Origin of the sequence: Beijerinckia sp. 28-YEA-48 (genome assembly GCF_900104955.1) — a bacterium.
In the GTDB taxonomy this organism is placed as follows: domain Bacteria; phylum Pseudomonadota; class Alphaproteobacteria; order Rhizobiales; family Beijerinckiaceae; genus Terripilifer.
In genome coordinates this window covers 2154850-2175593 of the sequence record NZ_FNSI01000001.1, presented here as the reverse complement: position 1 = coordinate 2175593, position 20744 = coordinate 2154850, and the positions used below count along the sequence as shown (strand labels likewise).

At 57.9% G+C, this 20744-nt stretch carries 25 protein-coding genes and 1 tRNA gene; 6 read left to right on the top strand and 20 right to left on the bottom strand.

Features of this window, described 5'->3' with window-relative positions:
• Window positions 1–38: 38 nt before the first annotated feature.
• The 3 genes from BLW50_RS10310 to BLW50_RS10305 all read right to left on the bottom strand — a co-directional run bounded on the left by BLW50_RS10310 (window position 39) and on the right by BLW50_RS10305 (window position 1090).
• A complete protein-coding gene (locus BLW50_RS10310; protein WP_139267562.1) occupies window positions 39–305 on the bottom strand; it encodes a hypothetical protein in 267 nt (88 codons plus the stop codon).
• 307 nt (window positions 306–612) lie between these two features.
• Complete coding sequence (locus tag BLW50_RS30660) at window positions 613–783, bottom strand: hypothetical protein (protein ID WP_170850091.1); 171 nt, start codon at window positions 781–783, stop codon at window positions 613–615.
• Window positions 784–865: 82 nt separating this feature from the next.
• Window positions 866–1090 carry a hypothetical protein gene (locus BLW50_RS10305; RefSeq protein ID WP_090701316.1) on the bottom strand — a complete coding sequence of 75 codons (225 nt, stop codon included), beginning with the start codon at window positions 1088–1090 and terminating at the stop codon, window positions 866–868.
• A gap of 151 nt (window positions 1091–1241) precedes the next feature.
• Between BLW50_RS10305 and BLW50_RS10300 the strand changes: the two genes are divergently transcribed.
• Entirely contained in the window at window positions 1242–1886 is a 645-nt protein-coding gene (locus BLW50_RS10300) for a hypothetical protein (protein ID WP_139267561.1), read from the top strand.
• Here BLW50_RS10300 and BLW50_RS30315 read toward each other — a convergent pair.
• The 16 genes from BLW50_RS30315 to BLW50_RS10215 form a co-directional block, all read right to left on the bottom strand.
• A complete protein-coding gene (locus BLW50_RS30315) occupies window positions 1802–2857 on the bottom strand; it encodes a hypothetical protein (RefSeq protein ID WP_139267560.1) in 1056 nt (351 codons plus the stop codon). The genes BLW50_RS10300 and BLW50_RS30315 overlap by 85 nt on opposite strands.
• Window positions 2858–2876: 19 nt before the next feature.
• Complete coding sequence (locus BLW50_RS10290; protein WP_090701306.1) at window positions 2877–3311, bottom strand: hypothetical protein; 435 nt, start codon at window positions 3309–3311, stop codon at window positions 2877–2879.
• A 156-nt stretch (window positions 3312–3467) separates the two neighbouring features.
• On the bottom strand, window positions 3468–5732 hold the full coding sequence (locus BLW50_RS10285) for a hypothetical protein (protein ID WP_090701302.1): 2265 nt from the start codon (window positions 5730–5732) through the stop codon (window positions 3468–3470).
• A gap of 1 nt (window position 5733) precedes the next feature.
• On the bottom strand, window positions 5734–7317 hold the full coding sequence (locus tag BLW50_RS10280) for a terminase large subunit (protein WP_090701296.1): 1584 nt from the start codon (window positions 7315–7317) through the stop codon (window positions 5734–5736).
• Window positions 7314–7709 carry a phage terminase small subunit P27 family gene (locus BLW50_RS10275; RefSeq protein ID WP_090701293.1) on the bottom strand — a complete coding sequence of 132 codons (396 nt, stop codon included), beginning with the start codon at window positions 7707–7709 and terminating at the stop codon, window positions 7314–7316. Before BLW50_RS10275 ends, BLW50_RS10280 begins: the two co-directional genes overlap by 4 nt.
• Window positions 7709–8035 (bottom strand): phage head completion protein, encoded by a 327-nt coding sequence (locus tag BLW50_RS10270; RefSeq protein WP_090701289.1) that lies wholly within the window; start codon window positions 8033–8035, stop codon window positions 7709–7711. The genes BLW50_RS10275 and BLW50_RS10270 overlap by 1 nt, the downstream gene beginning before the upstream one ends.
• Window positions 8032–8433, bottom strand: coding sequence for a DUF3168 domain-containing protein (locus BLW50_RS10265; protein WP_090701286.1), 402 nt, complete (start codon window positions 8431–8433; stop codon window positions 8032–8034). Before BLW50_RS10265 ends, BLW50_RS10270 begins: the two co-directional genes overlap by 4 nt.
• Window positions 8430–8738, bottom strand: a complete 309-nt coding sequence (locus tag BLW50_RS10260) for an HK97-gp10 family putative phage morphogenesis protein (RefSeq protein ID WP_170850090.1) — start codon at window positions 8736–8738, stop codon at window positions 8430–8432. Before BLW50_RS10260 ends, BLW50_RS10265 begins: the two co-directional genes overlap by 4 nt.
• Complete coding sequence (locus BLW50_RS10255; RefSeq protein ID WP_139267559.1) at window positions 8738–9100, bottom strand: head-tail connector protein; 363 nt, start codon at window positions 9098–9100, stop codon at window positions 8738–8740. Before BLW50_RS10255 ends, BLW50_RS10260 begins: the two co-directional genes overlap by 1 nt.
• Before the next feature lie 45 nt (window positions 9101–9145).
• Entirely contained in the window at window positions 9146–9511 is a 366-nt protein-coding gene (locus BLW50_RS10250) for a hypothetical protein (protein ID WP_139267558.1), read from the bottom strand.
• A gap of 355 nt (window positions 9512–9866) precedes the next feature.
• The gene (locus BLW50_RS10240; protein ID WP_090701269.1) at window positions 9867–10436 is read right to left on the bottom strand and encodes a hypothetical protein; all 570 of its coding nucleotides are present in this window, start codon (window positions 10434–10436) and stop codon (window positions 9867–9869) included.
• 22 nt (window positions 10437–10458) lie between these two features.
• Window positions 10459–11613, bottom strand: coding sequence for a phage major capsid protein (locus BLW50_RS10235; protein ID WP_090701265.1), 1155 nt, complete (start codon window positions 11611–11613; stop codon window positions 10459–10461).
• A gap of 14 nt (window positions 11614–11627) precedes the next feature.
• The gene (locus BLW50_RS10230; protein WP_090701261.1) at window positions 11628–12119 is read right to left on the bottom strand and encodes an HK97 family phage prohead protease; all 492 of its coding nucleotides are present in this window, start codon (window positions 12117–12119) and stop codon (window positions 11628–11630) included.
• A complete protein-coding gene (locus tag BLW50_RS10225) occupies window positions 12106–12522 on the bottom strand; it encodes a gene transfer agent family protein (RefSeq protein ID WP_090701257.1) in 417 nt (138 codons plus the stop codon). The genes BLW50_RS10230 and BLW50_RS10225 overlap by 14 nt, the downstream gene beginning before the upstream one ends.
• Window positions 12515–13753, bottom strand: a complete 1239-nt coding sequence (locus BLW50_RS10220; protein WP_090701254.1) for a phage portal protein — start codon at window positions 13751–13753, stop codon at window positions 12515–12517. Before BLW50_RS10220 ends, BLW50_RS10225 begins: the two co-directional genes overlap by 8 nt.
• A gap of 159 nt (window positions 13754–13912) precedes the next feature.
• Window positions 13913–13986, bottom strand: a tRNA-Gln gene (locus BLW50_RS10215).
• A 236-nt stretch (window positions 13987–14222) separates the two neighbouring features.
• Here BLW50_RS10215 and BLW50_RS10210 point away from each other — a divergent pair.
• From BLW50_RS10210 to BLW50_RS10190, 5 genes are all read left to right on the top strand, one after another.
• A complete protein-coding gene (locus BLW50_RS10210) occupies window positions 14223–14597 on the top strand; it encodes a hypothetical protein (RefSeq protein ID WP_090701250.1) in 375 nt (124 codons plus the stop codon).
• A gap of 183 nt (window positions 14598–14780) precedes the next feature.
• Window positions 14781–15821, top strand: coding sequence for a Ppx/GppA phosphatase family protein (locus BLW50_RS10205; RefSeq protein WP_244544460.1), 1041 nt, complete (start codon window positions 14781–14783; stop codon window positions 15819–15821).
• Entirely contained in the window at window positions 15818–16582 is a 765-nt protein-coding gene (locus BLW50_RS10200; protein WP_090701243.1) for an RlmE family RNA methyltransferase, read from the top strand. The genes BLW50_RS10205 and BLW50_RS10200 overlap by 4 nt, the downstream gene beginning before the upstream one ends.
• Window positions 16583–16865: 283 nt before the next feature.
• Complete coding sequence (locus BLW50_RS10195) at window positions 16866–18659, top strand: ABC transporter ATP-binding protein (RefSeq protein ID WP_090701239.1); 1794 nt, start codon at window positions 16866–16868, stop codon at window positions 18657–18659.
• Window positions 18660–18840: 181 nt separating this feature from the next.
• A complete protein-coding gene (locus BLW50_RS10190; RefSeq protein ID WP_090701236.1) occupies window positions 18841–19947 on the top strand; it encodes an anhydro-N-acetylmuramic acid kinase in 1107 nt (368 codons plus the stop codon).
• 80 nt (window positions 19948–20027) lie between these two features.
• Here BLW50_RS10190 and BLW50_RS10185 read toward each other — a convergent pair whose 3' ends face one another.
• Window positions 20028–20723 carry an alpha/beta hydrolase gene (locus BLW50_RS10185; RefSeq protein ID WP_090701233.1) on the bottom strand — a complete coding sequence of 232 codons (696 nt, stop codon included), beginning with the start codon at window positions 20721–20723 and terminating at the stop codon, window positions 20028–20030.
• Between the last annotated feature and the right edge of the window lie 21 nt (window positions 20724–20744).

Below are 20744 nucleotides of genomic sequence, written 5' to 3'. Positions count from 1 at the left end.
CACACAAGCGCCCGGCGCTGAACACCTCATCGAAAGTTTTATACAGGGTCATCAAGCTCGGTTTTGGTATCGAAATCATCGAAGTCGAGCATTACCATCGTTGTCGGCCTTCCCATCGCGAGATACTTGGCTTTAGCGGCCTCGTTAAATTCATCGCGACGTTCATCGATCATATCAAAAAGATCATCTTCGGGGATATCATCAGTGGCCCCGAACGCTTTTAGGGCGCGTGGATGGATTGAATACTGGATGCGCTGACTATCGATTTCGAATTCATACATGTCGGTTACGTAAACGCGCTTCACCGGTTTTCTCCCTATTAGAGGCGGCCCGCAGTGTAGTGATTGATCCAGTATTCAGATTTTACGAACACCTCCGCAATCTGGTCCAAGTCATATCCAGAAGATTCATTTCGTTGATCCTTTCGAGCATGAGTATTCGATGCCAAAACCGGTATCGGTTCTAGCTTGGGGTCGAGAATCGACCCGTTGCGATGCGTTGAAAAACAGCCGGCCTTCTGGCCTGCCGATTACACTGGTGCCTTTTCAGGCATTCAAACTTCTCCGTATTTAGAGTCGCGAATGCCGTCCCCGCGTCGAGCGCGATTTGAGGCTAAGCTTGCTCAACAGGCATCTGATCCAGCTCGATCAGGATTGCTTCAAGCTCACGGTCGCTTTCTTCGAGGGGATCGGCCGGTACTCTCATCAACCGCCGTGCTTCATCGAGCCTGTGTTGATCGATGTTGAACGTGACGTAGCCGCTCTCCATGGGCAAAGTCTGCATTGCTGAGGCTCCTTAAATGGCCGGAGTAGTGCCCGGCTTTAAGGCTATAGCGATCGCGATATGGGTTTTACGTCACGAATTGTTACAGTATGCGATTGTCGAGGCGGCGATAGCGTTGCAGAGCTTCGACATTCTTCTGGCTAAGGAGGATCATGTCATCTTGGATATCTTGGATCGCGACCACAGCACCTAAAGCAGGGTGTCGGGCCGATGTCGTCTTCACGCCGGCAATGTCTACCTGCATTACCTGTTCGAGTTCTTCCCAGAGGTCGGCGAACTGTTCGAGCGTGATTACAGCTTGATGCATGGGCGTCTCCAAATCACCGCCTGAAGTGACGGTGACGCTGAGATCTCATGATTCGAGATAAATGTCAATTAAATCAATAAGATAAGTCAATTTTGACTTATCTTTTCTCTGCCGCAAATATGGGTTGGTCGGAGTGAGCTGGGAAAGCAGCATGTCAGATACCGAAGGCGTAAGCGTCTCTATTACAAAGCTAGAAGCGGCCCGGCGGCAGCTCGATACAGCGATCGATTTGTACTTCGACAATGCCGATAGCCTCTCGATACACACTTTGGCGTTCGCCAGCTTAAAGGTGCTCTTTGATATCTATCCTCATCATAAGGATGATGGGTTTACCGATCAGATGAACGCCATACTAAAAGCCGAAGGATGGCGTTTGATCAGTAGCGTCGCGAATTTTTTAAAGCATGCGGATCGCGACCCCTACGCCGTACTCGCTTCTCACAGTTTAGATCAGACAATGTCGATCATCGGTTTCGCAACCCTTCTATATCGCCGGCTGAGCGGCGACTATTCATTGAAAATGAAAGCCTTCGATCACTGGTGGGAGGAGCTTGCTTACGAGAAAATCGGCATAGAAGAGATAGATAAGAGAAAGGAGCGTGTAGCGACTTTCGATAAAATTCGAAACGACTTACGAGAAATGTCGCACGATCAAAGAATGGTGCTCGCAAAACAAATATACCAACACTTTCTGGAACATTTCGAACGCCTTCAAAAGGTCGTGGACGAAGCCAAAGCTGCCGGAATGGAAGTGACAGAGTTACTGGATCGAGAGATTCCCAAATCAGCTTCGTAGTGCTTCGTCGCTTCCCGCGTCACGGTCTGCGTCGAACCATACCAACCGCCGGAGATGGTGCTTAGTTGGCGCATTTTCGGATAACGCTTCTTAAGCTTGGGCGAGTGCCACGTCGCATTCTTCGCGGAATAGTCAGCCCAACCATCATTCGGATTTGCTCTGATATGGGCTTGATACTGGCTGCCGCTACTCCACCTGCCGCCGGCTCGTTTAAGCGCCCCATGGGCTAATTTAATTCCAGCAAACGGTATTCCTATCTCGCCGTGCAGGTGCATCCGGCGATCGTCTTCGGTTTCTTCCAGAGCAAACCAAAATGGAATGTCTTTTTCAAAAGCGATAGAAAGCTCGCGCTTAATCCGCCGGAGAAGCCAATTAGCAGGGCTCGTCTCGGATCTGGCTTTTGCTTCGACTTCCGGATTGAGATTCAGTGTGAAGGCGCAGACAGGTCCAAGGGAATACATTGCCCGGTGATATTCGAGAATACGGCGCTCATCGGTGATATCGCGCCACTGTGCCGGTTTCCGGAATCTATGACGGGGCAGTTCCTTGGGATTCTCAACGTAAGAGCCTTCCCAGGATTTGCGGGTTTTGGGAGATAGAGAAGGGGATGGGGTAGGGGGTAGAGATTCAGATTGAAGGGATTGAGAATCGATAAGGGAGTTTGCCACTAAAGAGTCGGCGGAAACCGGAACTTCGGTGCTAATCTGAAGTTGCTGCGGCCCTAACAGAAAGTGTGCATCCTTAGTGCGCGATTTCCGGTGATGGCGATTTCCTTTTTTGGGAACATTTCGCCGGTCGGTGCGCTTAGAAGCAGTCCCGGTCGAATGATAGGCGCCAGGCGTACCCGAAATTATTCCGACGTTATCGCTGCAATGTTTATCTGGGGCTGCTATAATCACGCTATACCGAATGTTCTCGCAAAGGCGTTGGGTATTTAAGGACTGACTGCCCCGCCGTGTTTCAGACTCCACGGCGGGGTTTCTTTATGTTCTACGTCGCGGCTTCCTCTATATCTGTAGCGATCCGGCATGCGCGTAGCGCCGAGCAAAGCTCCTTTTGATCGCCTTGTTCGAGAGCGAGACCCGTTCCCCGACGCGCGATCAGGACATTCGCGTCCATATCGAAAACTACTGACTTCCGGCCGTAGGCAACTTCGCGAATAGCTTGAGCGACCGACAGCGCGTTCTGCATCGGGATTTTAAAGATCGTGCCGGAAGCGAAATTGTAGACGACGCTGCGCCCTTCCGGTGTCTCATCGATCAGGCTTTCGAAATCGTTCTGGGATGGTGCATCCGGGCTGGCGTAAGCCTGATCGATCCAGCGATCGATTAGCCGGGTGATGGGAATGTCTTGATGATTAGCTAAGGCGCGAAGACGAACCGCGCTTGCGCGCGATACCGCGATGGTATGCTGATTACGGGACACGGGGGATCAACTCCATAGTTGGATTAAGTCAGTTGTCCCCACGAGTTAAATTATGATGCATCAGTGCTTTTTCGGAAAGTGGATTATCTTTTGTCGAAGCAAAAAAGTGTCCGCAAACCATTAGGTCGGTGACTATAAAGAGGGGTTGGCCTTTTTTCAGCGGTTTAAGAGGTTGCCGGGGCGAAGCTGCTTTTGTAGTTCCGAGACTACTACGGTTCGCATCGCCTGTTCCATCTGACGGCCCATCTGCTTCGCCAGATCGGCGTTCTGGGCCGGCGTGCCGGAGCTACCGTTCACGGTGATTGGCGAGGAAATGTTGATGACCGGAGCCGAGCCGGCGCCAAGCGGTTGAACCGAGGCGGGGAGCGATGGCAGGGTAGGCATCGACAAGCCCCGCACAGCACCGCCGGCTGCGAACTTGGGAACACGGCCGGAATTGATAGCTTCCAATAGCGGGCGATATTGCTGCGTCGCTTTGGCGTTGATGACGAATTCCTTGTCCGAGAGCCAAGCCGGGATCGAATCCGAAGTAGTGGTTCCGGGGCCGGAAACGTAGCCGCCTTCAGCAAAGGTGAGCCCGAACCCCTTCATGAACGCGCCGAAAATGCCGCCAGTTGCACCGCTTGCGCCAGCGGTGCCGAACAAGCCGGCGAATGGTCCGCTTCCAAGCAGAGCCGCTTGGGCAACGGCTTTGATCAAAACGCTGATCAAGCTCTTAATCACGCTTGCCGCAGATTCGCCGCGTAGGGCAATGGCGTCGAAACCGTCAATAAGCTGATTGCCGAGAAGGTCGGCACTCTGGTTCAAGCTTTCACGGCGTTGCTGTAGAGCCTCAAGCTTCTGGCTGGCGTTCGCGTAGGCGGTTGCGGTGGCTTCCACCTGTTCCCGTTCCTTTTCGCTGAGAGGTGTTCCGCGCGACCGGGCCTGGGCTTCGGCCTCGACCATACGAACCATCTTTTCGCGCTCGACTTTACTCTTATCCATGGCGGCGGCTTCGACCTGGAGAAGTTCGGTCGAGCGCTGCAAACGGTTGAGATATCCTTCCACCTGATCGAAGCCTTGCGCACCGCCAGCGTTGCCACCGGCGGCTGGGGCTCGCGGCTGGCGCTGAAGTTCGGTGTAGGTCGGACGTGCGGAAGGAACCGGCGGGTTTTGTGGCAGGGCGGTGTTAGGCAGGAAAGCGGCACTGCCGTCGGGCAGGTTGGAAATATCGCCACGCTTATCGAGTTGCCCAGCCCGAAGCTTGTACGCGATTTCGGCGCGGGCACGTTGGTCGGAAATCTGTTCATCGCTGATGATGGCGTCAGGACCGCGTTGCGTCATGCCAATACGGGCCTGTGCGCGACGGTTCGAATAAACTTCGGCGTTTGCAGCTGACACGGCGGCGTATGCAGCTTTAGAGACCGTGTAGAAGTTGCCTAACGTTTGGGCAGCACGTGCAATCGTTTCATTGATCGTCACCCACCCACTATTAATCGTCAGGCCGATAGACGCGATATCGTTCAAGATCGGAACGAACGCATTCGAAAGTTCCGCGCGTGCAACCTTCAACCGCTGGTCTAGTTCGTCTGCTTTCTGGATCAGGGCAGCGTCAAAGGTGTTGCCGGCAGATTGTGCCGCTGTACCCATGGCTTCAACCGCGACTGCGCCGCTTCGGATGCCGGAGACGATCTTTTCGCCAACGCCGGCACCAAAGACCATTTCCCCCAGCTTGTTCGCCTGGAGATCGCGGCCAGCGTTCAACAGTTCCTGAATGGCAATTTTAATCGCCTGAATGCGTTGTTCAACGTTGCCAGATTTAAGGAAGTCATCGAGACCACGTCCGACGACTTGCCCGGAGCGATACAGCTCATCGAGTAGCTTTTGAACAGGTGAAATCGTCAGTTTGCCGAGATCGTCAGCCTGATCGCGCAAAGCGCCACGAGCACTGATTAGCGCCTTCTCAACGTTCTCTACGGTTACGCCAAGCTTTTCGGCTTGGTTAGTCCATGACTGAAGAAAGGTCGTGCCGACGCCGGCAGTATTGGCCTTGGCGGCAATCTGCTGCATCCGCTCAATCGTTTCGGCAGCCTGATTGGCGGCCAAACCTAGGGCCGTGAAGGTGGCGATAGCAACTCGATAACCAATGACAAAGTTCAACACCTTGCGCATTGCTGTGCCGGCAAGATTCGCGCCTTGCTCGATCTGCTGGAAACGCTGATACATAATGTATCCGCTGGCGGCGGTTGAGGCCATCGAAGCGGCAACACTCGTAGCGGTTCGGGCAAAGCTGGCATCGATACGCCGTGCGGACGCGTCTCCCTGTCGCTCGATAGCTTTCATATTATCGTTGGCGGACTTATTCGCACGGTCAAATGCACGTTCAAGCTTCTCGGTACGGGCGTCGAGTTCGAAAACGAGCGCGCGATTATCTTGGGCCATTCTACTCTTCCTCTAGAACGAAAACTCCGGCTTCCGTCGATTCATTGTGGTCAGCGCGGCCAAGCGCCATGATGGCGGCAACTACGGGGTCGATCTTGTCGCGGCTGCGTTTCTTCGTCGGCTTCTGATTGCCAGCTGGATCGGTATCGATCAGGATGTTGCCGATTGACCAGCGTAAGACGGGATGGCCGCCATGTTTGATCTTGCCTGCTAAGGCCGCTCGCTCGAATGCACGGGTCGGCGCGGCCATGGATATGAATCCTTGGCGATGTTCGAGTACCGGGAGCCCGTGGGATAGAAGCCGGGTGATCATGGGGCGACCGGAAAAGGTATCGATCGGGATTTCTTGAACGTTGAAACGCTCTGATAGTTCAACGATCTTGGCTTCGATCGCGTCGTAATCAGTGACATTGTCCTTCGTGACGATCAAATATCCCTGGTCTGCCCACTTTTTATATGGTGCGTCGCCACGAATTTGCTTCTTCTGGATCGAGGCTTCATCCGAGAAGATGTACGGAACGATTATGAAGCTATCGTCGGGGCCGCGAAGAGCCAGCACTACGGCGCTAAGGTCATCGACCTCTCCTAGGTCAACGCCAATCCATGCCTTCTCGCCTTCATATTTTGACAGGTCGATCGGCTCGTTTCCACAAGCGTCCCAGATGGCAATCTCAATCCATGGGTCGCTATGGTAATCAAACCACATACCTAGATGATCGTTGCAGAACTTCACGCGCATCGCCGGACGGGTTTCCGCCTCTCGCGCCATTTCACGCATAGCCGATAGATCGGGATAGCCCTGGGCGAGGCCGGGATTGGCGCGATGCCACACCTTTTCATCGCGCCAATCAGCGTCTTGCGGCGTTTCAAATAGGATCGGCAGAACAGTTTCGTTCTCAATCTCGCCAAGGGCGATCTTCCGGGCATAGTCGAAAATCTCAGTGGCGAGATTGTCCGTGCCGCGCCCGGCCTGCGAAATAACGACTGAGAGCGTTCCGGCGGTTTTGGTCAAGCCAGTACGCAGAATGTCGTAGAGCTCGCGCTTCTTCCACGCATGCACCTCATCAAACAGAACGAAGGAGGGTGTTTTGCCGTTCTGGGCGGCGGCATCGCTCGAAACGGCTTTCATGGTCGCGCCGCTTTTGCGGTGAAGAATGTCATGGCGGCCGTCACGAATACGGGTTGCGCCGACAACGAAGCGATCAGCGCGGCAAATGCCGGTCGCCTCATCGAAGGCGATACGCGCCTGCGCTCGGTCGTAAGCCGCTAGGACTACCTGTCCGTGGGGAACACGTTCGGGGCCGATCGTATGAAGCAGTCCAAGGGCAGCACCGAGCGTCGTCTTACGAGCGCCACGGGAAATCAGAGCTATGACCTGCCGAACGATCCGGCTGCCGTCCGGATTGCGCGGCCCATAAATGCGCCGAACAATGCGTTCCTGCCATGGGTCGAGTTGGAACGGCTTCCCCGTCTTTGGGTGGCGTAGGGCGCGAATGAACCGAACCGCGCGATCGCCATACCCGAAAGGGTCATCAATCGGGGATCCATCGAAAACCCAATGCGGATAAGTATCGGGGCTAGTCATTCCAGCCCCAAATCAGGATTGGCCGGATCGTCATCGCGAACAGACGGGCGGGAGCGTGAGACCGGGGTAAGCCCGAGTTCGGCCGCGTACTGGCGCATGTGCGCAAGCGCTTCGTTGCGAACACCTACGGCCGGATGGCGTTTTGGGCCGGTCTTGCCTTCAAAAGTCAGCCCCTCGACGGCAATGATCTTGCTGGCTTGAGCGATTTCACCCACGGCGCTGCAATAGCCGGCCATTACCGCTAGATCGGCATCGGTCAGAATGCGGCGCTCGATCAGTATCGGCACGACGCGCCTCCATTCCGCTTTCGCTTCCTTTGAGAGCCAAGCCGGCGGAGTAGGGAGGTTTTCGAGATCGCCAGTCACAATGACGGCGGGCTTTCTTCCGCGCATCAGGGCGATTTCTCGCCAGAAACCTGAATATCGAGCCCATTGCGGCGGCCGATTTCATTGATGCCGATGACTTCGAACCGATCGCCTTCGTATTCGACTGTATCGGAAAGCCCAATATCGGCGTGCCAGCGGGTACGGAAGGTCGCGCGCCATTGCCCGGAAACGCCAGCGTCCGTGTTCTGATCGGCCCAGTTCTGTTCGAGCAACTGCGCCCGGAGGGTCGCAATAGTCGTGTCGGTAAAAGAGGGAACGCCCTGCGCGTCCAGAACTTCGGGGCCGGAACGGTAGATGATGATTTTGCGGTCGAGTTTGCCGGCCCTGATCACGGATGGCGCTCCACCATATGCGCCTCGATTGACACGACGCCGTGCGAATACTGATTGTTCGGATCGCGCATGAAACGATCCGACGTAACCCGAACTACGCTGCAATGATGATCGGCGATCGGCCAGGGACCACTACGAAGGGCGTTTCGGATCGCTCCAGCGATCGCTTTAGCGCCCGTGGTCCCGACTTCTTCGACCCAAATATGCAGATCAGCGTGCGCCGTAAGCTTCAGTTCGTCGTAAGTTACCTGTCCACCACCGATTAAAACGGCCGGAATTTGCACCGGGAGGCCGTTAGAATCGCGGATATCATCGGCGGGAACGAGCGCTGTAACGCCTGGATCAGTGCTAAGGCGGCTGCGAATGAGGGTTTGCAAGGCGGTACTGGCGTCGATCATTGGTCGAGCGCCTCTTTCGCGGCCTTGGCGAGGTCGTCGTAAACCCGATCCTCAAATTCCCGGATCGTCGGATAAAAGAACGGCTGCGCCGGAGTGTTCGCGGTGCCATCTTCGACATAGCGAGAATGCGGGGCGTCAGAACGAATTGTTAGCGTTAGCTGATCGCTATCAATCGCCGACGAGATGCCGGCTACAAGATCACCGGAATCCTGCGGCGCAACTTCGCGCATCCGATCGACGATTTGCTCGCCGGAACGTTCAAGGCTGGCAGTGACGGCGGCTATAAGAGCCTCACGGTCGAACATCAGACGATGACGCTCCGGTAAGGCTCGATCAGGTCGATCGCATTCCATGGGATCGTGACGACACGATCGCCGGAGATAACCGGCTCTCTGAAGCTGTAGAAGTGCGCCGCCAGCATTTTAATCGCTAGGATCAGATCAGCCGGAACGCTGTTAGCGTATTCAGCAGAGTCGAAATACTCGGTGAGCTTTTTATCGATCTTACTTTCGATTGCGGCGATTGCTGCCGCGACGTTCGATGCCAGAATGGCATCGTCGTCGTGCGAGGTTAGGTTCAACCAAGCCCGCATGTCATCGACGGAAACGATAGGAGTTGTTATAGTCATTGTTTTTACCTGAATTTCTGTGAATGTTGCGCGAGACACCCCGAGCGGTCATGAAGCCCCTAGAGCGAAGATGGACCCACCCCCCTATGGGAAATAACGATTGATGCCGTGACGGCGCGGCCTGCGTTTGGTTTGGACAGGTTCGGTGAATGCCTGTTGCACGGTCTTGCCGCTTCTTAGACGACTACGTAGCGTCGCAATGTTGATGCCGAGCTCGATCGCCCATGCGTCGAGGACTTGGCTCTTGCCTTGGTATTCGATTTCAGCTTCCCTTCGATAAGTGCGAAGGTCTTTCGGCGCAGTCATAAGAGTGGCTAAGGTCCATCCATTCTTAAGCCGCTTAGCCAGCGTTTGCGGATTAAGACCGAGGCGTTTGGCCCAGGCTCTGATCGATAAGGTTTCGCCGTCGTGCGTCAGCATTTGTACGTCGGAGCGCATGAAGTGTGCCATGTCGTCTCTAGTCCATCGGCTCATGACGTACATTTCCTTTCCCTGATCTGCTTACGGCTGTTGTGGCAGGGCACGCATAGCGGCTGCCAATTGCTACGATCCCAGAAGAGGGGCATGTCGCCCTTGTGGGGAATACGGTGATCGACCACGTTGGCGATGCGTCCACAGAATGTGCAGTGGGGATGCAGGCGCAGATATTCAGCGCGTTCGCGTTGCCATTTCGAGGTGTAACCGCGTTCATGTGCGGACGGACGGCGACGATCGTTGATACGCCGACGTGCGGCTTGGCAGACACAAAGAGCGCCGGCTTGAACGATCTTACCGCAGGTGCAGATACGAGGACCACGCGAGGGCATCACATCACTCTCGCTAGAGATTTTAGCTTTGCGGTAGCGTCTAAGTCTCGCTTGGTATTACGTGGGTCGTAGCCCTCTTTATTCTCCGCGGCACCGAATAGCCGGGCGGCGAATTTGTATCGCGCTTTAGCCGCAACCGCGATTTCCGCCGGAGTGGCGTTCCACGCCTGATCGGCTGACCAACCGAGTACGCCAGTCGCAATGCCGAATAGCTCCTGATAGAGATCAGATAGGGTTTGCGGTGCGTCTTTAGCTGGTTGTTCGGGCTGATCTTTGCCGCCGCCTAGGTCGAGCATTTCAGCGATGACGGCAGACGTAGCCTCGCTAAGCAAAGCGAGGTTGAGACCGAGAGGCACTAGGTCCGTTTCAAGCGCGGAACCGAGATCGAATTCCTCGGCGCAAGTTTCCATCGCAACGGTGTTGATGGCCGTAAGTGACCCTTCGGCAATATCTTGTAAGAGTTTTTCGAAGCCATATCGTTCAAGCCGCAATGCGGCATACAACGTCGGACGAAAAGTGAGGGACTTTCCGCCGATATTGACCGTAATAGGGTCCGCTGCGAGCCGCATTGCAAGAGCTTTCAATCTACCGTTAAGCGGAGCACTTGAGTTTCACGAAACGATCGGGATTCGTGACTTCGCTGCCTGTGCGGCGACGAGCATGGAACCGCACCTGACCCTTAGTCGCCAGCGTAAACGGGTCGCGCATAGTCGTCAGGCCGACGCGATCGACAATACGGAAGCCCTGCAAGTCACCGAAAGCGACCGGGTATTTGTTCGCACCGATGTCGTCCATATCGATCGCTTCGACAATCGGACGGCCAAGCAATGTCGCCGGAGCACCTTCCGAGATCGGATCGATAACCAGATAGCGGCCGGTCGTATCCTTCCACGTTCTCATCTTGCCGAGCGTGGTGCGGTTCATCAACCAAACACCATTCTGCGCATGAAGAGTCGGCAGAACGTGATACATGCCGACTAGAACGTCGGCGGGATTGCTGGCGGGAAAGTCGGCGGCAACGCCCGTCTTAACTTCGGTGATGCCGGTTGCGGTCATGAGACCCTTCGGCTGGCCGACACCACTTCCCTTCACATAGGCGGTGCCTTCGGTCTTGCCGAACGATTCCGCGAAATCGAGAGCGAGTTCGCTTTCGAGGCCATACGAATTGTCTTCGAGCAGTTGCGTCGAAATGTCGGTGTAAGTCGCCAGCTCAAACGGCGCGATCAGAACCTGTTCGAAGGTCGGGGCGCTGGTGGTGCGGTCGTCAACCTCGCCAACCCACGTCGCGGCTGTGCCAGTCAAGCGGCGCGGAATCTTCACTTCTGATGTCGCGATCTGGACTACGCGCGCATACTGGCGAATAGGAGAGTATTCGACCAGCTTCTTCAAAATCTCTTTGGCAAATTCTTCCGGCGCGAGGTAGCCACCGTTCGCATCAACGGCGACGGTCATCGCTTTGATTTCTTCCGCACCGAGACGTTCCGCACCACGGCGCAAGTAAGTTTCGTAAGCCTTGCGCTCCAAAGCGCCGGCTTCATTGTCGTTGGCGTGGCGATTGTTGTCGTTCGCCGGACGGTTCCAACGAGCTTCGAACGCGTCGAGGCGTTCATTCGACTTCTTTTCGAACGCGGAAAGCTTCTCGCTCACTGAAGTCGTAAGATTTTCGAGTGCTTTGGTGACGATGCCGTTTTCATCATCTTCGTCACTCTTCAATTCGATCGGGGCGTATGCATAACTATTGGACATATACGGTACTTTCTTTAGCGAAGGGCGGCGGCGGCCCGGTTGATGGCGTCAGCAATCCAAATGGTTTCCGCCGCTGACTTGGCGGAAGTGATGCGCGCGCCCGGATGACAGGGCACGGAGACAAGGGAGACTTCGACTAGATCGAGGGCTTGGATGGTGCGACCGCCGCCCTTGCGCGTGATGGCGCGGCGGGTCGAAAAGCCGATGCTAAGACCACCGACAGCGCCCGACATAACGAGCGCCCGCGCTTCCTTGGCGCGTGCAACTTCGTCGACCAACATTCGGCCGCGCACATGCAAGCCATCATGCTTCTCGGTAAGCTCATCCCAAACGCCGATCGGTTCGGAATGACCAAAGAGCATCGGGATCGGTGCAACGGTGTTCGCGAAAGCACCTTTTTCGATCATGTCGCCGGCACGATCAGGAATACTGAATGGCCATGCGATGCCGGAAACAGTGCCGGTCTCATCGATCGAGATCGTGGATTTGAATTCAAGCCGCTGCATCGGTTTCCTCGCTAGGAGTATCGGCGTAAGCGCGAATGATTTCCTCGCGCAGATTTTCGTTGTCGTCTTGGGCGGAAGCGGGTTCGCTGGCGATCGGATCGGAGCCGAACATGCGAGCGGTCATGATTGCGGTGGCGAGCTCGTAGCTGGGCATGAGTGGAGCGTTCATGACGTAGGCTTCGACCAGACGCTTTGCGTCGATCGGCTCCGTACCGCCGCCGATCAGCGCCAGACGAATGACTTCTGCTAGATCGGCAAGGGTCGGTTCGGTTGCGAACAGGCGGCGCGAAATGGTGCCGATACCTGCGCCGCACTTCTCCTGTAATTCGAGCATATGCCGCCAAGTAAGGTGAAAACGCTTATCGCCATCGCCGAAGAAGCGTGTGATCGAAGTGTCAGCCATTGTTGGCCTGATCCTTTGTGTTGGAAGTCGTGTAGGGATTTTCGAGTTTGTCACCGCCGGGCAGGGGCGGGCGGTTTTCGAGAGCCCGTGCTTCATTCGCCGTCAGAGTGCCGGCGGCGCGTTGTTTCGCGATTGCTTCAGCGCGGGTCGCAGAGTCAGCACGAAGCAGATCATCGGTGACAAAATCGATGACGTGCGTTCTCTGATCGTCTTCAGATATGAGGACGCGACGATAAGCTTCCTGAAAGGTTCGCAGCCACGGCAAGATCGTGTGCGTCAGAAATTGAAGGTTCTGTTGTTCGGTGTTTGAGTAGGTGGCGCGTTCTAGATCGCCAATCATCGAAACCGGCACATTCCAAACGCGGGCAATCTCGCGCAATTGGAATAGACGGCTTTCTTGGAATTGAGCGTCAACGCTGGAGAAAGCGTGCGGTTGGAAGGTCGCGCCGCCAAATAGAACCGCTGGCGTACCGACGTTGTCACCAGAGAACGCCAGTTTAAAGAGTCGAATGAAATCGCGCTTTTTCTTATCGTCACCGTCGCTGGGCGCTTGCCCTGGCATTGTCACAACGCCGCTGGGTCTCGCGCCCTTGGCGAATAGGTTGGCAGCATGTTTTTCGAGAAGCAGAGAAAGGCCGATCGCCTCGCGAGCCGCCGTGACGTAGCTGATGCCGATGGGCGAGGGGATATGCAGAACGTCGCGATAGGAGAGATCGCGATGACCTTTGCCCTTGGTCCGGATGCGATACACCGGTGAGCCGTCGTCAGCTACGAGTTGGGTAATAGCCGTTGGGTCGAGTTGATGAAGCTCTTGGGCTTTACCAGCGCCGACGCGGATTACTTCAGCGTAGCCGTGGCCGTGCAACATGGCATCGCCAGCTAGGGCGCTGCGCAGATCGCCGGCTGAGGTCCATGGATTGGCGTCATCGTGAACTAGCCGATAGGCCGGATGCTCTAGGGCGGGCTCTTTGCCGCCTTCGTCCAGGCGGACGAAAACTTTGGCCGGCAGTGTGGCTAAGGTTGATTTGATCAGCGCCGTCGCGGCGGCGACAGGGGCGCACCGCATGGCGGACGATGGCGTGACGGCGATGTTCGAAAGGGTAGGTTGAACGCCGAAGAGGGCGAACAGATCGGCGTCAGGTTCGGCGATCGTAGAAGCCTTAACCTCTACCGTATCAGGGACTGTCACCGGACGTGGCGACAGGAAATTCTTCAGACCAAAAGGACGCACAACCAAGTTCCAAAATTAAACTTGGCAATATTCTGCGCGTGTCGGATTCGAGCTCAAATAGAGCAGAGGCATTTCAGCCCAAATCGCTACGAAACCGCGCTACAAAAACGGCACCGTAACGATCAAAAACATGTAATAAAATCAGTAATTTAGATTAATTGGCTGGGGAACCTGGATTCGAACCAAGATTAACGGAGTCAGAGTCCGCCGTTCTACCGTTGAACTATTCCCCACCATGAAACGAAGTGAAAACAAACACTTCCTTCGGAGGATCGCAACACCGGCCGGTCAAACGCGGCAAGTTTTGCAATGGCGCGTTCTTAGGGGGTTCGCGGCGAACCTGTCAACTGTTTGGCTGTCGGTTTGGTGGGATATCGACGTTCCGGCGTTGGATACCTATCTTTCTAGGGACGAAAGATTATCGCGGCGCGGGCGCCCAGTTGAACGTTCACGTGAACAGGAGGCTTCCATGTCTAATTTCGCGTCGGTCTTTCGGGTCGTGGCCATCGTGTCCGCCGTCTTGGCCGTGGTGGCGCTCACCGTTCCTGCCGAAGCCAAGACAAAGCGTAAAGTCCATCGGCATCAGGCCTATCATGGCCAGGTTTATCGGCCTTACGTGCCGCCTTCGGTGCGTGTCGGCGGTGGTTATGGGCCCAATACCTATGCCCGGGCGCCGCGCAGCTATGGCGGCGACCCCGGGAATTACCGCAATGTCCCGAACGGCAGGCCCGACTCGTTTCAGCGGGTCAACGGTTGTTATGGCGGCCGGGAACAGGTGCTGCGGGGCGGCCGGCTGGTCTGGGTGCCCAACGTGACCTGCCCCTATACCCCGGATTTCTTCTGAGTTTCCGGATTTAAGGGGGCCGGCTCGCCGGTTTCGTCAGCCGCTTCTCTGCGCCTTGGCGTTTGATCCAACGCGCTTTACATTGGTTTGAATCGCTCCGCTTCTTTGGAAGCGTGTTGGAGCAGGGTTTTGACGAACGATGGCCACCCGCTGCCGCGGCCGGACGATGCTGGGCGCGACACAATTTTTGCCGGACCTGCCGGGCCTGCGCCCGCGCGTCCGCAGGCCCCCGTGTACGCTGCGCTCGACCTTGGCACCAACAATTGCCGGCTGTTGATCGCCCGCCCGTCGCCGGACGGTTTCAAGATTCTCGACGCCTTCTCGCGCATCGTCCGCCTGGGGGAGGGACTTAGCCACACCGGGCGGCTCGGCGAGCCGGCCATCGCCCGCACCTTGGCGGCGCTCGCCGTTTGTCGCGAGAAGATGGAGGCGCGCGGCGTTGCCCGCACCCGTCTGATCGCCACCGAAGCCTGCCGGGCGGCCGAGAATGGCCAAGACTTCCTGTCGCAGGTGCATGAGCGGGTCGGCCTGCAGCTTGAAGTGGTCGATCGCGAGACCGAAGCTTTTCTCGCCGCCGCCGGCTGCGCCTCGCTGGCGGACCCGCGCGCCCGCGCCATCCTGCTCTTCGACATCGGCGGTGGTTCCACCGAAATCGTCTGGCTCGCCGATTGCTGCCCCGAGACCGGGCGCAAGAAGCTGCACGATCGGGTGCGGCTGTGGACGTCGCTGCCGCTTGGGGTCGTTTCCTTGGCTGAACAATATGGTGGCCATGAAGTGACGCCGCTGACCTATCAGGCGATGGTCGATCATGTTGCCGCCGAGCTCGCTGATTTCGCCGAGGAGGCGCGCTCGGAAATCTGCTGCGAGCATTTCCATCTGCTCGGCACGTCGGGCACGGTGACGACGGTCGCTGGTGTCCATCTGGGTCTCGCCCGCTATGACCGTCGCCGCGTCGACGGTTTGTGGATGCGCAACACCGAGGTTGACACGGCTATCCATCAATTGCGTGACATGTCCTTTGGGCAGCGATCCGCCAATGGCTGCATTGGCACTGAGCGCGCCGATCTGGTACTGGCCGGCTGCGCCATCTTCGATGCCATCCGGCAGGCCTTTCCCAGCGGCGGTGTTCGCATCGCCGATCGCGGCCTGCGCGAGGGCTTGCTGATGCAGATGATGAGTTTTGACGGCGTGTGGCGCGGGAACCAGAACGGGAAAAGTGAATGACCACGCCTAAAAAAGGTTCGGGTGGCCCGAAAGTGCCGGGACGCTCGGGCGGCAAGAGCGCCGGCCGTGACAGCTCGCTCAAAGTGCATGTGAAGACGGCGCATAAGCGCACGCATTCTTCAACGCTTTGGCTCGAGCGCCAGCTCAACGATCCTTATGTGGCGCGCGCCCGCGCGGAAGGCTGGCGCGCCCGCGCCGTCTACAAGCTGATCGAGATCGACGAGCGCTATAAGCTGCTCAAGCCGGGCCAGAAGATCGTCGATCTCGGTGCGGCGCCAGGCGGTTGGGCGCAATATGCGGCCAAGCAGGTGCGCGTGCTGGAGGGCAAGGGCGCCGGGCGCGGCCATGTCATCGGCATCGATCTGCTTGAGATCGAACCTTTGGCCGGCGTTGAATTCGCGGTGATGGATTTTCTCGACAACGATGCGCCGGAACGCCTGCGGGCCATGATGTCGGCTGATGGTGGCGACGGGCTTGTCGATGGCGTGCTGTCGGACATGGCGGCCAATGCCACCGGCCATCGCCAGACCGATCACGTGCGCATTGTCCATCTGGCAGAGCTCGCCGTCGAATTCGCCCGCGAGGTGTTGAAGCCGGGCGGCTTCTTCGTCGCCAAAGTGCTGCAGGGTGGCACGGAGAGCACGGTGCTTGCGGCGCTCAAACGCGATTTCGCCGTTGTGCGTCACGTCAAGCCGAAGGCGAGCCGTGCTGATTCCGCCGAGCTCTACGTGCTGGCGACGGGCTTTCGCGGCAACAACTGATCAAGCAGACCACACACGCAAGCGCAGGGGGTTGCCTTTCCGCGCTTGCTCTTTTATTGTGCACCGCATCGGCAACCGCGCATATGCGCCTAGAGGAGAGATGAATGACAAATTTTCTGAATCTCCTCGCGGGAATGAGCTCTCCGTTCGGAGCCTCGACCAACTAGGTCCCGCTTTTCGCCGTATGGCCTTCGGGCCGCTTTCCTAAGTTTCTGATATTACGCCGCACAGCTTTGTGTCGGCTTTGCCATGAGGACGGCGCTTCGCGCGCCGCATTGCCGTCATGATTCAACAAACTCGCCAAGCGGGTCGGAACCCCATTGCGGCGGTTCTGGCCTTCACGTTCCGCCATTGGGCGAACCATCGTTTTCTCGTTGGCCTCATTGTTTTCGAGGTCGGCCTCGCAACACTGGCTGAAATCGCCATCCCGATTTTCGCCGGGCAAATGATCGACGCCATCACTGCGGGCCCGCAGCAAGCCGCCATGGCTTGGTGGGCGCTTGCCGTGATGCTCGGCCTTGCCGCAGTGGGCGTTGTCTGCCGTCAGCTGTTCTTCACCGGCATCACCCATCTGACCACCGCGGTCATGAGCAGGGTGGCGCAGGATGCTTTCGCACGGCTGCAGCGCTTCTCGACCGATTGGCACGCCAATAACTTCGCCGGCTCCACCGTGCGCAAGATCACGCGCGGCATGTGGGCGCTCGACCTGTTGTTCGATACGCTATTGGTGGCGATCTTGCCGGCCATCTTCGTGTTGATCGGCACCACGATCATCTTGGCAAACCATTGGCCCTTGCTCGGTCTGATCGTGTTCGTGGGCTCGATCGGTTTCGTCACGATGACGGTGGTGCTCTCGGTGTATTACGCCGCGCCCGCCGCGCGTCTTGCCAATCGCTGGGATACGAGCATGGGCGGCGCGCTGGCTGATGCCATCACCTGCAACAGCGTCGTCAAGGCTTTTGGTGCGGAAGCGCGCGAGGATGGCCGGCTTGGACGCGTCTTGCGCAAGTGGCGCAAGCGCACCAGCCGAGCCTGGCTGCGCGGCACTTGGTCTGGCACGGCCCAGCAGATCTTTCTGCTGGGGCTGCGGGCGGCTGTGCTTGGTGGTGTGTTGTGGCTTTGGCTGCGTGGCGAAGCCGGCGCAGGCGATGTCGCCTTGGTGCTGACGAGCTACACGATTGTGCATGGCTATCTCAGAGATATCGGCCAGCACATCCATAACCTGCAACGCTCCGTCAACGACATGGAAGAACTCGTCGCCTTTTACGACGAGGCTCCCGGTGTCGAGGACAAGCCCGGTGCGGACAAGATCGTGGTCGCCGATGGCGCCATCGCGTTCGAGCACGTCACCTTTCATTATCGTGGTCATGCCACGCCGCTTTATCGTGATTTTTCGATGACGATCAAAGCTGGTGAGCGTGTCGGTCTGGTTGGCCATTCCGGCTCGGGCAAGACCACGTTCGTGAAGCTCATCCAGCGGCTTTACGATCTGAACGACGGGCGCATCACGATCGACGGGCAGGATATCGCTGCGGTCACGCAGACGAGCTTGCGCGCCAGCATTGCCATCGTGCAGCAGGAGCCGATCCTGTTTCACCGCTCGCTCGCCGAGAACATCGGCTATGGCCGCCCCCAGGCAAGCCAGGCCGAAATCGAGCGTGCGGCGCAGCTTGCCAATGCTCACGACTTCATCGTGTCGTTGCCGAAAGGCTATGCCACCATGGTGGGTGAGCGCGGCATCAAGCTGTCGGGTGGCGAGCGCCAGCGTGTGGCTTTGGCCCGCGCCTTCCTGGCCGATGCGCCGATTCTGATTTTGGACGAGGCGACGGCGAGCCTCGATTCAGAATCCGAATATCTGATCCAGGAGGCGATGGAGCGATTGATGGCGGGGCGCACCACCATCGTCATCGCCCACCGTCTCTCCACCGTCCGGGCAATGGACCGCATCCTGGTCTTCGAACGGGGGCGGATCATCGAGGAGGGCGATCACGCAACCCTCCTGCGCCAGCCAGACGGTGTCTATCGCGGCCTGTTCGAACTCCAAGCCGCAGGCCTGGAAGAAGGCCCGGTGGCGTGATTGAGAGGGGTTCAGGAAACGGTTGACAAAGCGGTGCTTTGTCATCTGTTTCCTGTTACCTTCCCCAAGGGCGTAGCCCATCTTACTTTTTCAGCGGCGTAGCCCATCTACTTTTTCAAGGGCGTAGCCAATTTATTAAGCGGCCTGTCCGAGACTCCGTGCCCATCTGGTGGAGGATTTCATGACCTGGTTCAGAGCGATCGGCCTGATGTCGGGCACATCCATGGACGGTGTCGACGTCGCCTTTATCGAAACCGACGGCAAGGGCGATGTGCGCCAGGGGCCGCGTGCGTCTTTTGCTTATAGCGATGCGGAACGGCGCACGTTGCGCGCCGCGCTCGATGAAGCGGTGGCCTTGACCGATCGCAACGCGCGCCCCGGCGTGCTGGCGCAGGCGCACGCGATCGTCACCGATCGGCATCGCGCCGCCGTGGCTGATTTTCTCACCGACAACGGCCTCGACAGCACCGGCGTCGATGTCGTGGGCTTTCACGGGCAGACCGTGCTGCATCGGCCGGAACGTCACCTCACCGTGCAGATCGGCGATGGCGCGGCGCTCGCCGCTTCGCTTGGCATTCCGGTGGTCTGGGACATGCGCGCCGCCGATGTGGCGGCAGGCGGGCAGGGCGCGCCGCTGGTGCCGGCCTATCATCGCGCGCTCGCGGGCGCGGCGCATCTCGAATTTCCCGTCGCGGTCCTGAATGTCGGCGGCGTTGCCAACATCACTTTCCTGCCAGGCGAAAGCGATCCGATCGCCTTCGACACCGGGCCAGGCAATGCGCTTCTCGATGATCTGATGATGGAGCGCACCGGCCAGGCGATGGATCGTGACGGTGCGACGGCGCGCACTGGCAAGATCGATGCGCAGGCGCTCGCGCGGCTTCTCGACAATCCTTATTTTAAAGCGCCGCTGCCGAAATCGGTCGATCGCAACGACTTCTCCCGCGCAGCCGTTTCCGCGCTGTCGACACAGGATGCGGCGGCGACACTGGTGGCTTTCACCGCACAGACCGTGGCGGATTCATTCACGCTGCTGCCGCAGCGTCCGCACCGCCTCATCGTCAGTGGCGGTGGGGCGCGCAATCCGGTGCTGCTCAAGATGCTGGCCGAGCGTTGCGGCTGCGATGTGGCGACGGCCGACGATATGGGCTGGAGCGCCGATGCGATGGAGGCGCAGGCTTTCGCCTATCTGGCTGTGCGCTCGCTCAACGGCCTGCCGCTGACATTCCCCGGCACGACCGGCGTGGCGACACCACTCACCGGCGGCGTGCTGTCGCGTCCTGCATAGAGGCGCGCCTGACACTCTTAGAAACACGCCAAGTAACACACCAAGAAAAAACCCGGTTCTGAGAACCGGGTTTGATGTTTTTAGGCGCTCGGCGTCGGGCCCTTCAGCGCACGCGCTGGTGTCGGTCGCTTCGTCGGATTGTCGAGGCGCTTGTCGAGATAGACGCCAATCTCCGCGATCAGCGGATCGACGCAATTTTCGAAGAAGTGGTTGGCGCCCGGAATGACCGCGTGCTCGATCAGTATACCCTTCTGGGTCTTCAGCTTCTCGATCAACGCCATCACTTCCTTCAGCGGCGCCACCCGGTCCTGGTCGCCATGGACGAACAGGCCCGAAGACGGGCAGGGCGCGAGGAAGGAATAATCGAAACGGTTCGCCGGCGGTGCGATCGAGATGAAGCCTTCGATCTCCGGGCGGCGCATCAGCAACTGCATGCCGATCCACGAGCCGAAGGAAACGCCGGCGATCCAGCAGGCGCGCGCTTCCGGATTGATCGACTGCGCCCAGTCCAGCGCCGCTGCCGCATCCGACAGTTCGCCCTGGCCATGGTCGAAATTGCCCTGGCTGCGGCCCACGCCGCGGAAATTGAACCGCAGCACCGAGAAGCCGCGCTCGGCGAAGGCGTAATAGAGGTTGTAGACGATCTGGTTATTCATCGTCCCGCCGAACTGCGGGTGCGGATGCAGAATCACCGCGATCGGAGCGCCGCGTTGCTTGGACGGGTGGAACCGGCCCTCGAGCCGTCCAGCCGGACCGGTGAAAATGACTTCAGGCATCGTCGCTCCAAAATCTGTGCC

What these genes read in the sequence shown, in the direction of transcription:
- BLW50_RS30660 (WP_170850091.1), bottom strand. Translation starts at nt 783, where the DNA reads ATGCAGACTTTGCCCATGGAGAGCGGCTACGTCACGTTCAACATCGAT.
- BLW50_RS10305 (WP_090701316.1), bottom strand. Translation starts at nt 1,090, where the DNA reads ATGCATCAAGCTGTAATCACGCTCGAACAGTTCGCCGACCTCTGGGAA.
- BLW50_RS10300 (WP_139267561.1), top strand. Translation starts at nt 1,242, where the DNA reads ATGTCAGATACCGAAGGCGTAAGCGTCTCTATTACAAAGCTAGAAGCG.
- BLW50_RS10285 (WP_090701302.1), bottom strand. Translation starts at nt 5,732, where the DNA reads ATGGCCCAAGATAATCGCGCGCTCGTTTTCGAACTCGACGCCCGTACC.
- BLW50_RS10280 (WP_090701296.1), bottom strand. Translation starts at nt 7,317, where the DNA reads ATGACTAGCCCCGATACTTATCCGCATTGGGTTTTCGATGGATCCCCG.
- BLW50_RS10275 (WP_090701293.1), bottom strand. Translation starts at nt 7,709, where the DNA reads ATGCGCGGAAGAAAGCCCGCCGTCATTGTGACTGGCGATCTCGAAAAC.
- BLW50_RS10265 (WP_090701286.1), bottom strand. Translation starts at nt 8,433, where the DNA reads ATGATCGACGCCAGTACCGCCTTGCAAACCCTCATTCGCAGCCGCCTT.
- BLW50_RS10260 (WP_170850090.1), bottom strand. Translation starts at nt 8,738, where the DNA reads ATGTTCGACCGTGAGGCTCTTATAGCCGCCGTCACTGCCAGCCTTGAA.
- BLW50_RS10250 (WP_139267558.1), bottom strand. Translation starts at nt 9,511, where the DNA reads ATGGCACACTTCATGCGCTCCGACGTACAAATGCTGACGCACGACGGC.
- BLW50_RS10240 (WP_090701269.1), bottom strand. Translation starts at nt 10,436, where the DNA reads ATGCGGCTCGCAGCGGACCCTATTACGGTCAATATCGGCGGAAAGTCC.
- BLW50_RS10235 (WP_090701265.1), bottom strand. Translation starts at nt 11,613, where the DNA reads ATGTCCAATAGTTATGCATACGCCCCGATCGAATTGAAGAGTGACGAA.
- BLW50_RS10230 (WP_090701261.1), bottom strand. Translation starts at nt 12,119, where the DNA reads ATGCAGCGGCTTGAATTCAAATCCACGATCTCGATCGATGAGACCGGC.
- BLW50_RS10225 (WP_090701257.1), bottom strand. Translation starts at nt 12,522, where the DNA reads ATGGCTGACACTTCGATCACACGCTTCTTCGGCGATGGCGATAAGCGT.
- BLW50_RS10210 (WP_090701250.1), top strand. Translation starts at nt 14,223, where the DNA reads ATGTCTAATTTCGCGTCGGTCTTTCGGGTCGTGGCCATCGTGTCCGCC.
- BLW50_RS10200 (WP_090701243.1), top strand. Translation starts at nt 15,818, where the DNA reads ATGACCACGCCTAAAAAAGGTTCGGGTGGCCCGAAAGTGCCGGGACGC.
- BLW50_RS10195 (WP_090701239.1), top strand. Translation starts at nt 16,866, where the DNA reads ATGATTCAACAAACTCGCCAAGCGGGTCGGAACCCCATTGCGGCGGTT.
- BLW50_RS10190 (WP_090701236.1), top strand. Translation starts at nt 18,841, where the DNA reads ATGACCTGGTTCAGAGCGATCGGCCTGATGTCGGGCACATCCATGGAC.
- BLW50_RS10185 (WP_090701233.1), bottom strand. Translation starts at nt 20,723, where the DNA reads ATGCCTGAAGTCATTTTCACCGGTCCGGCTGGACGGCTCGAGGGCCGG.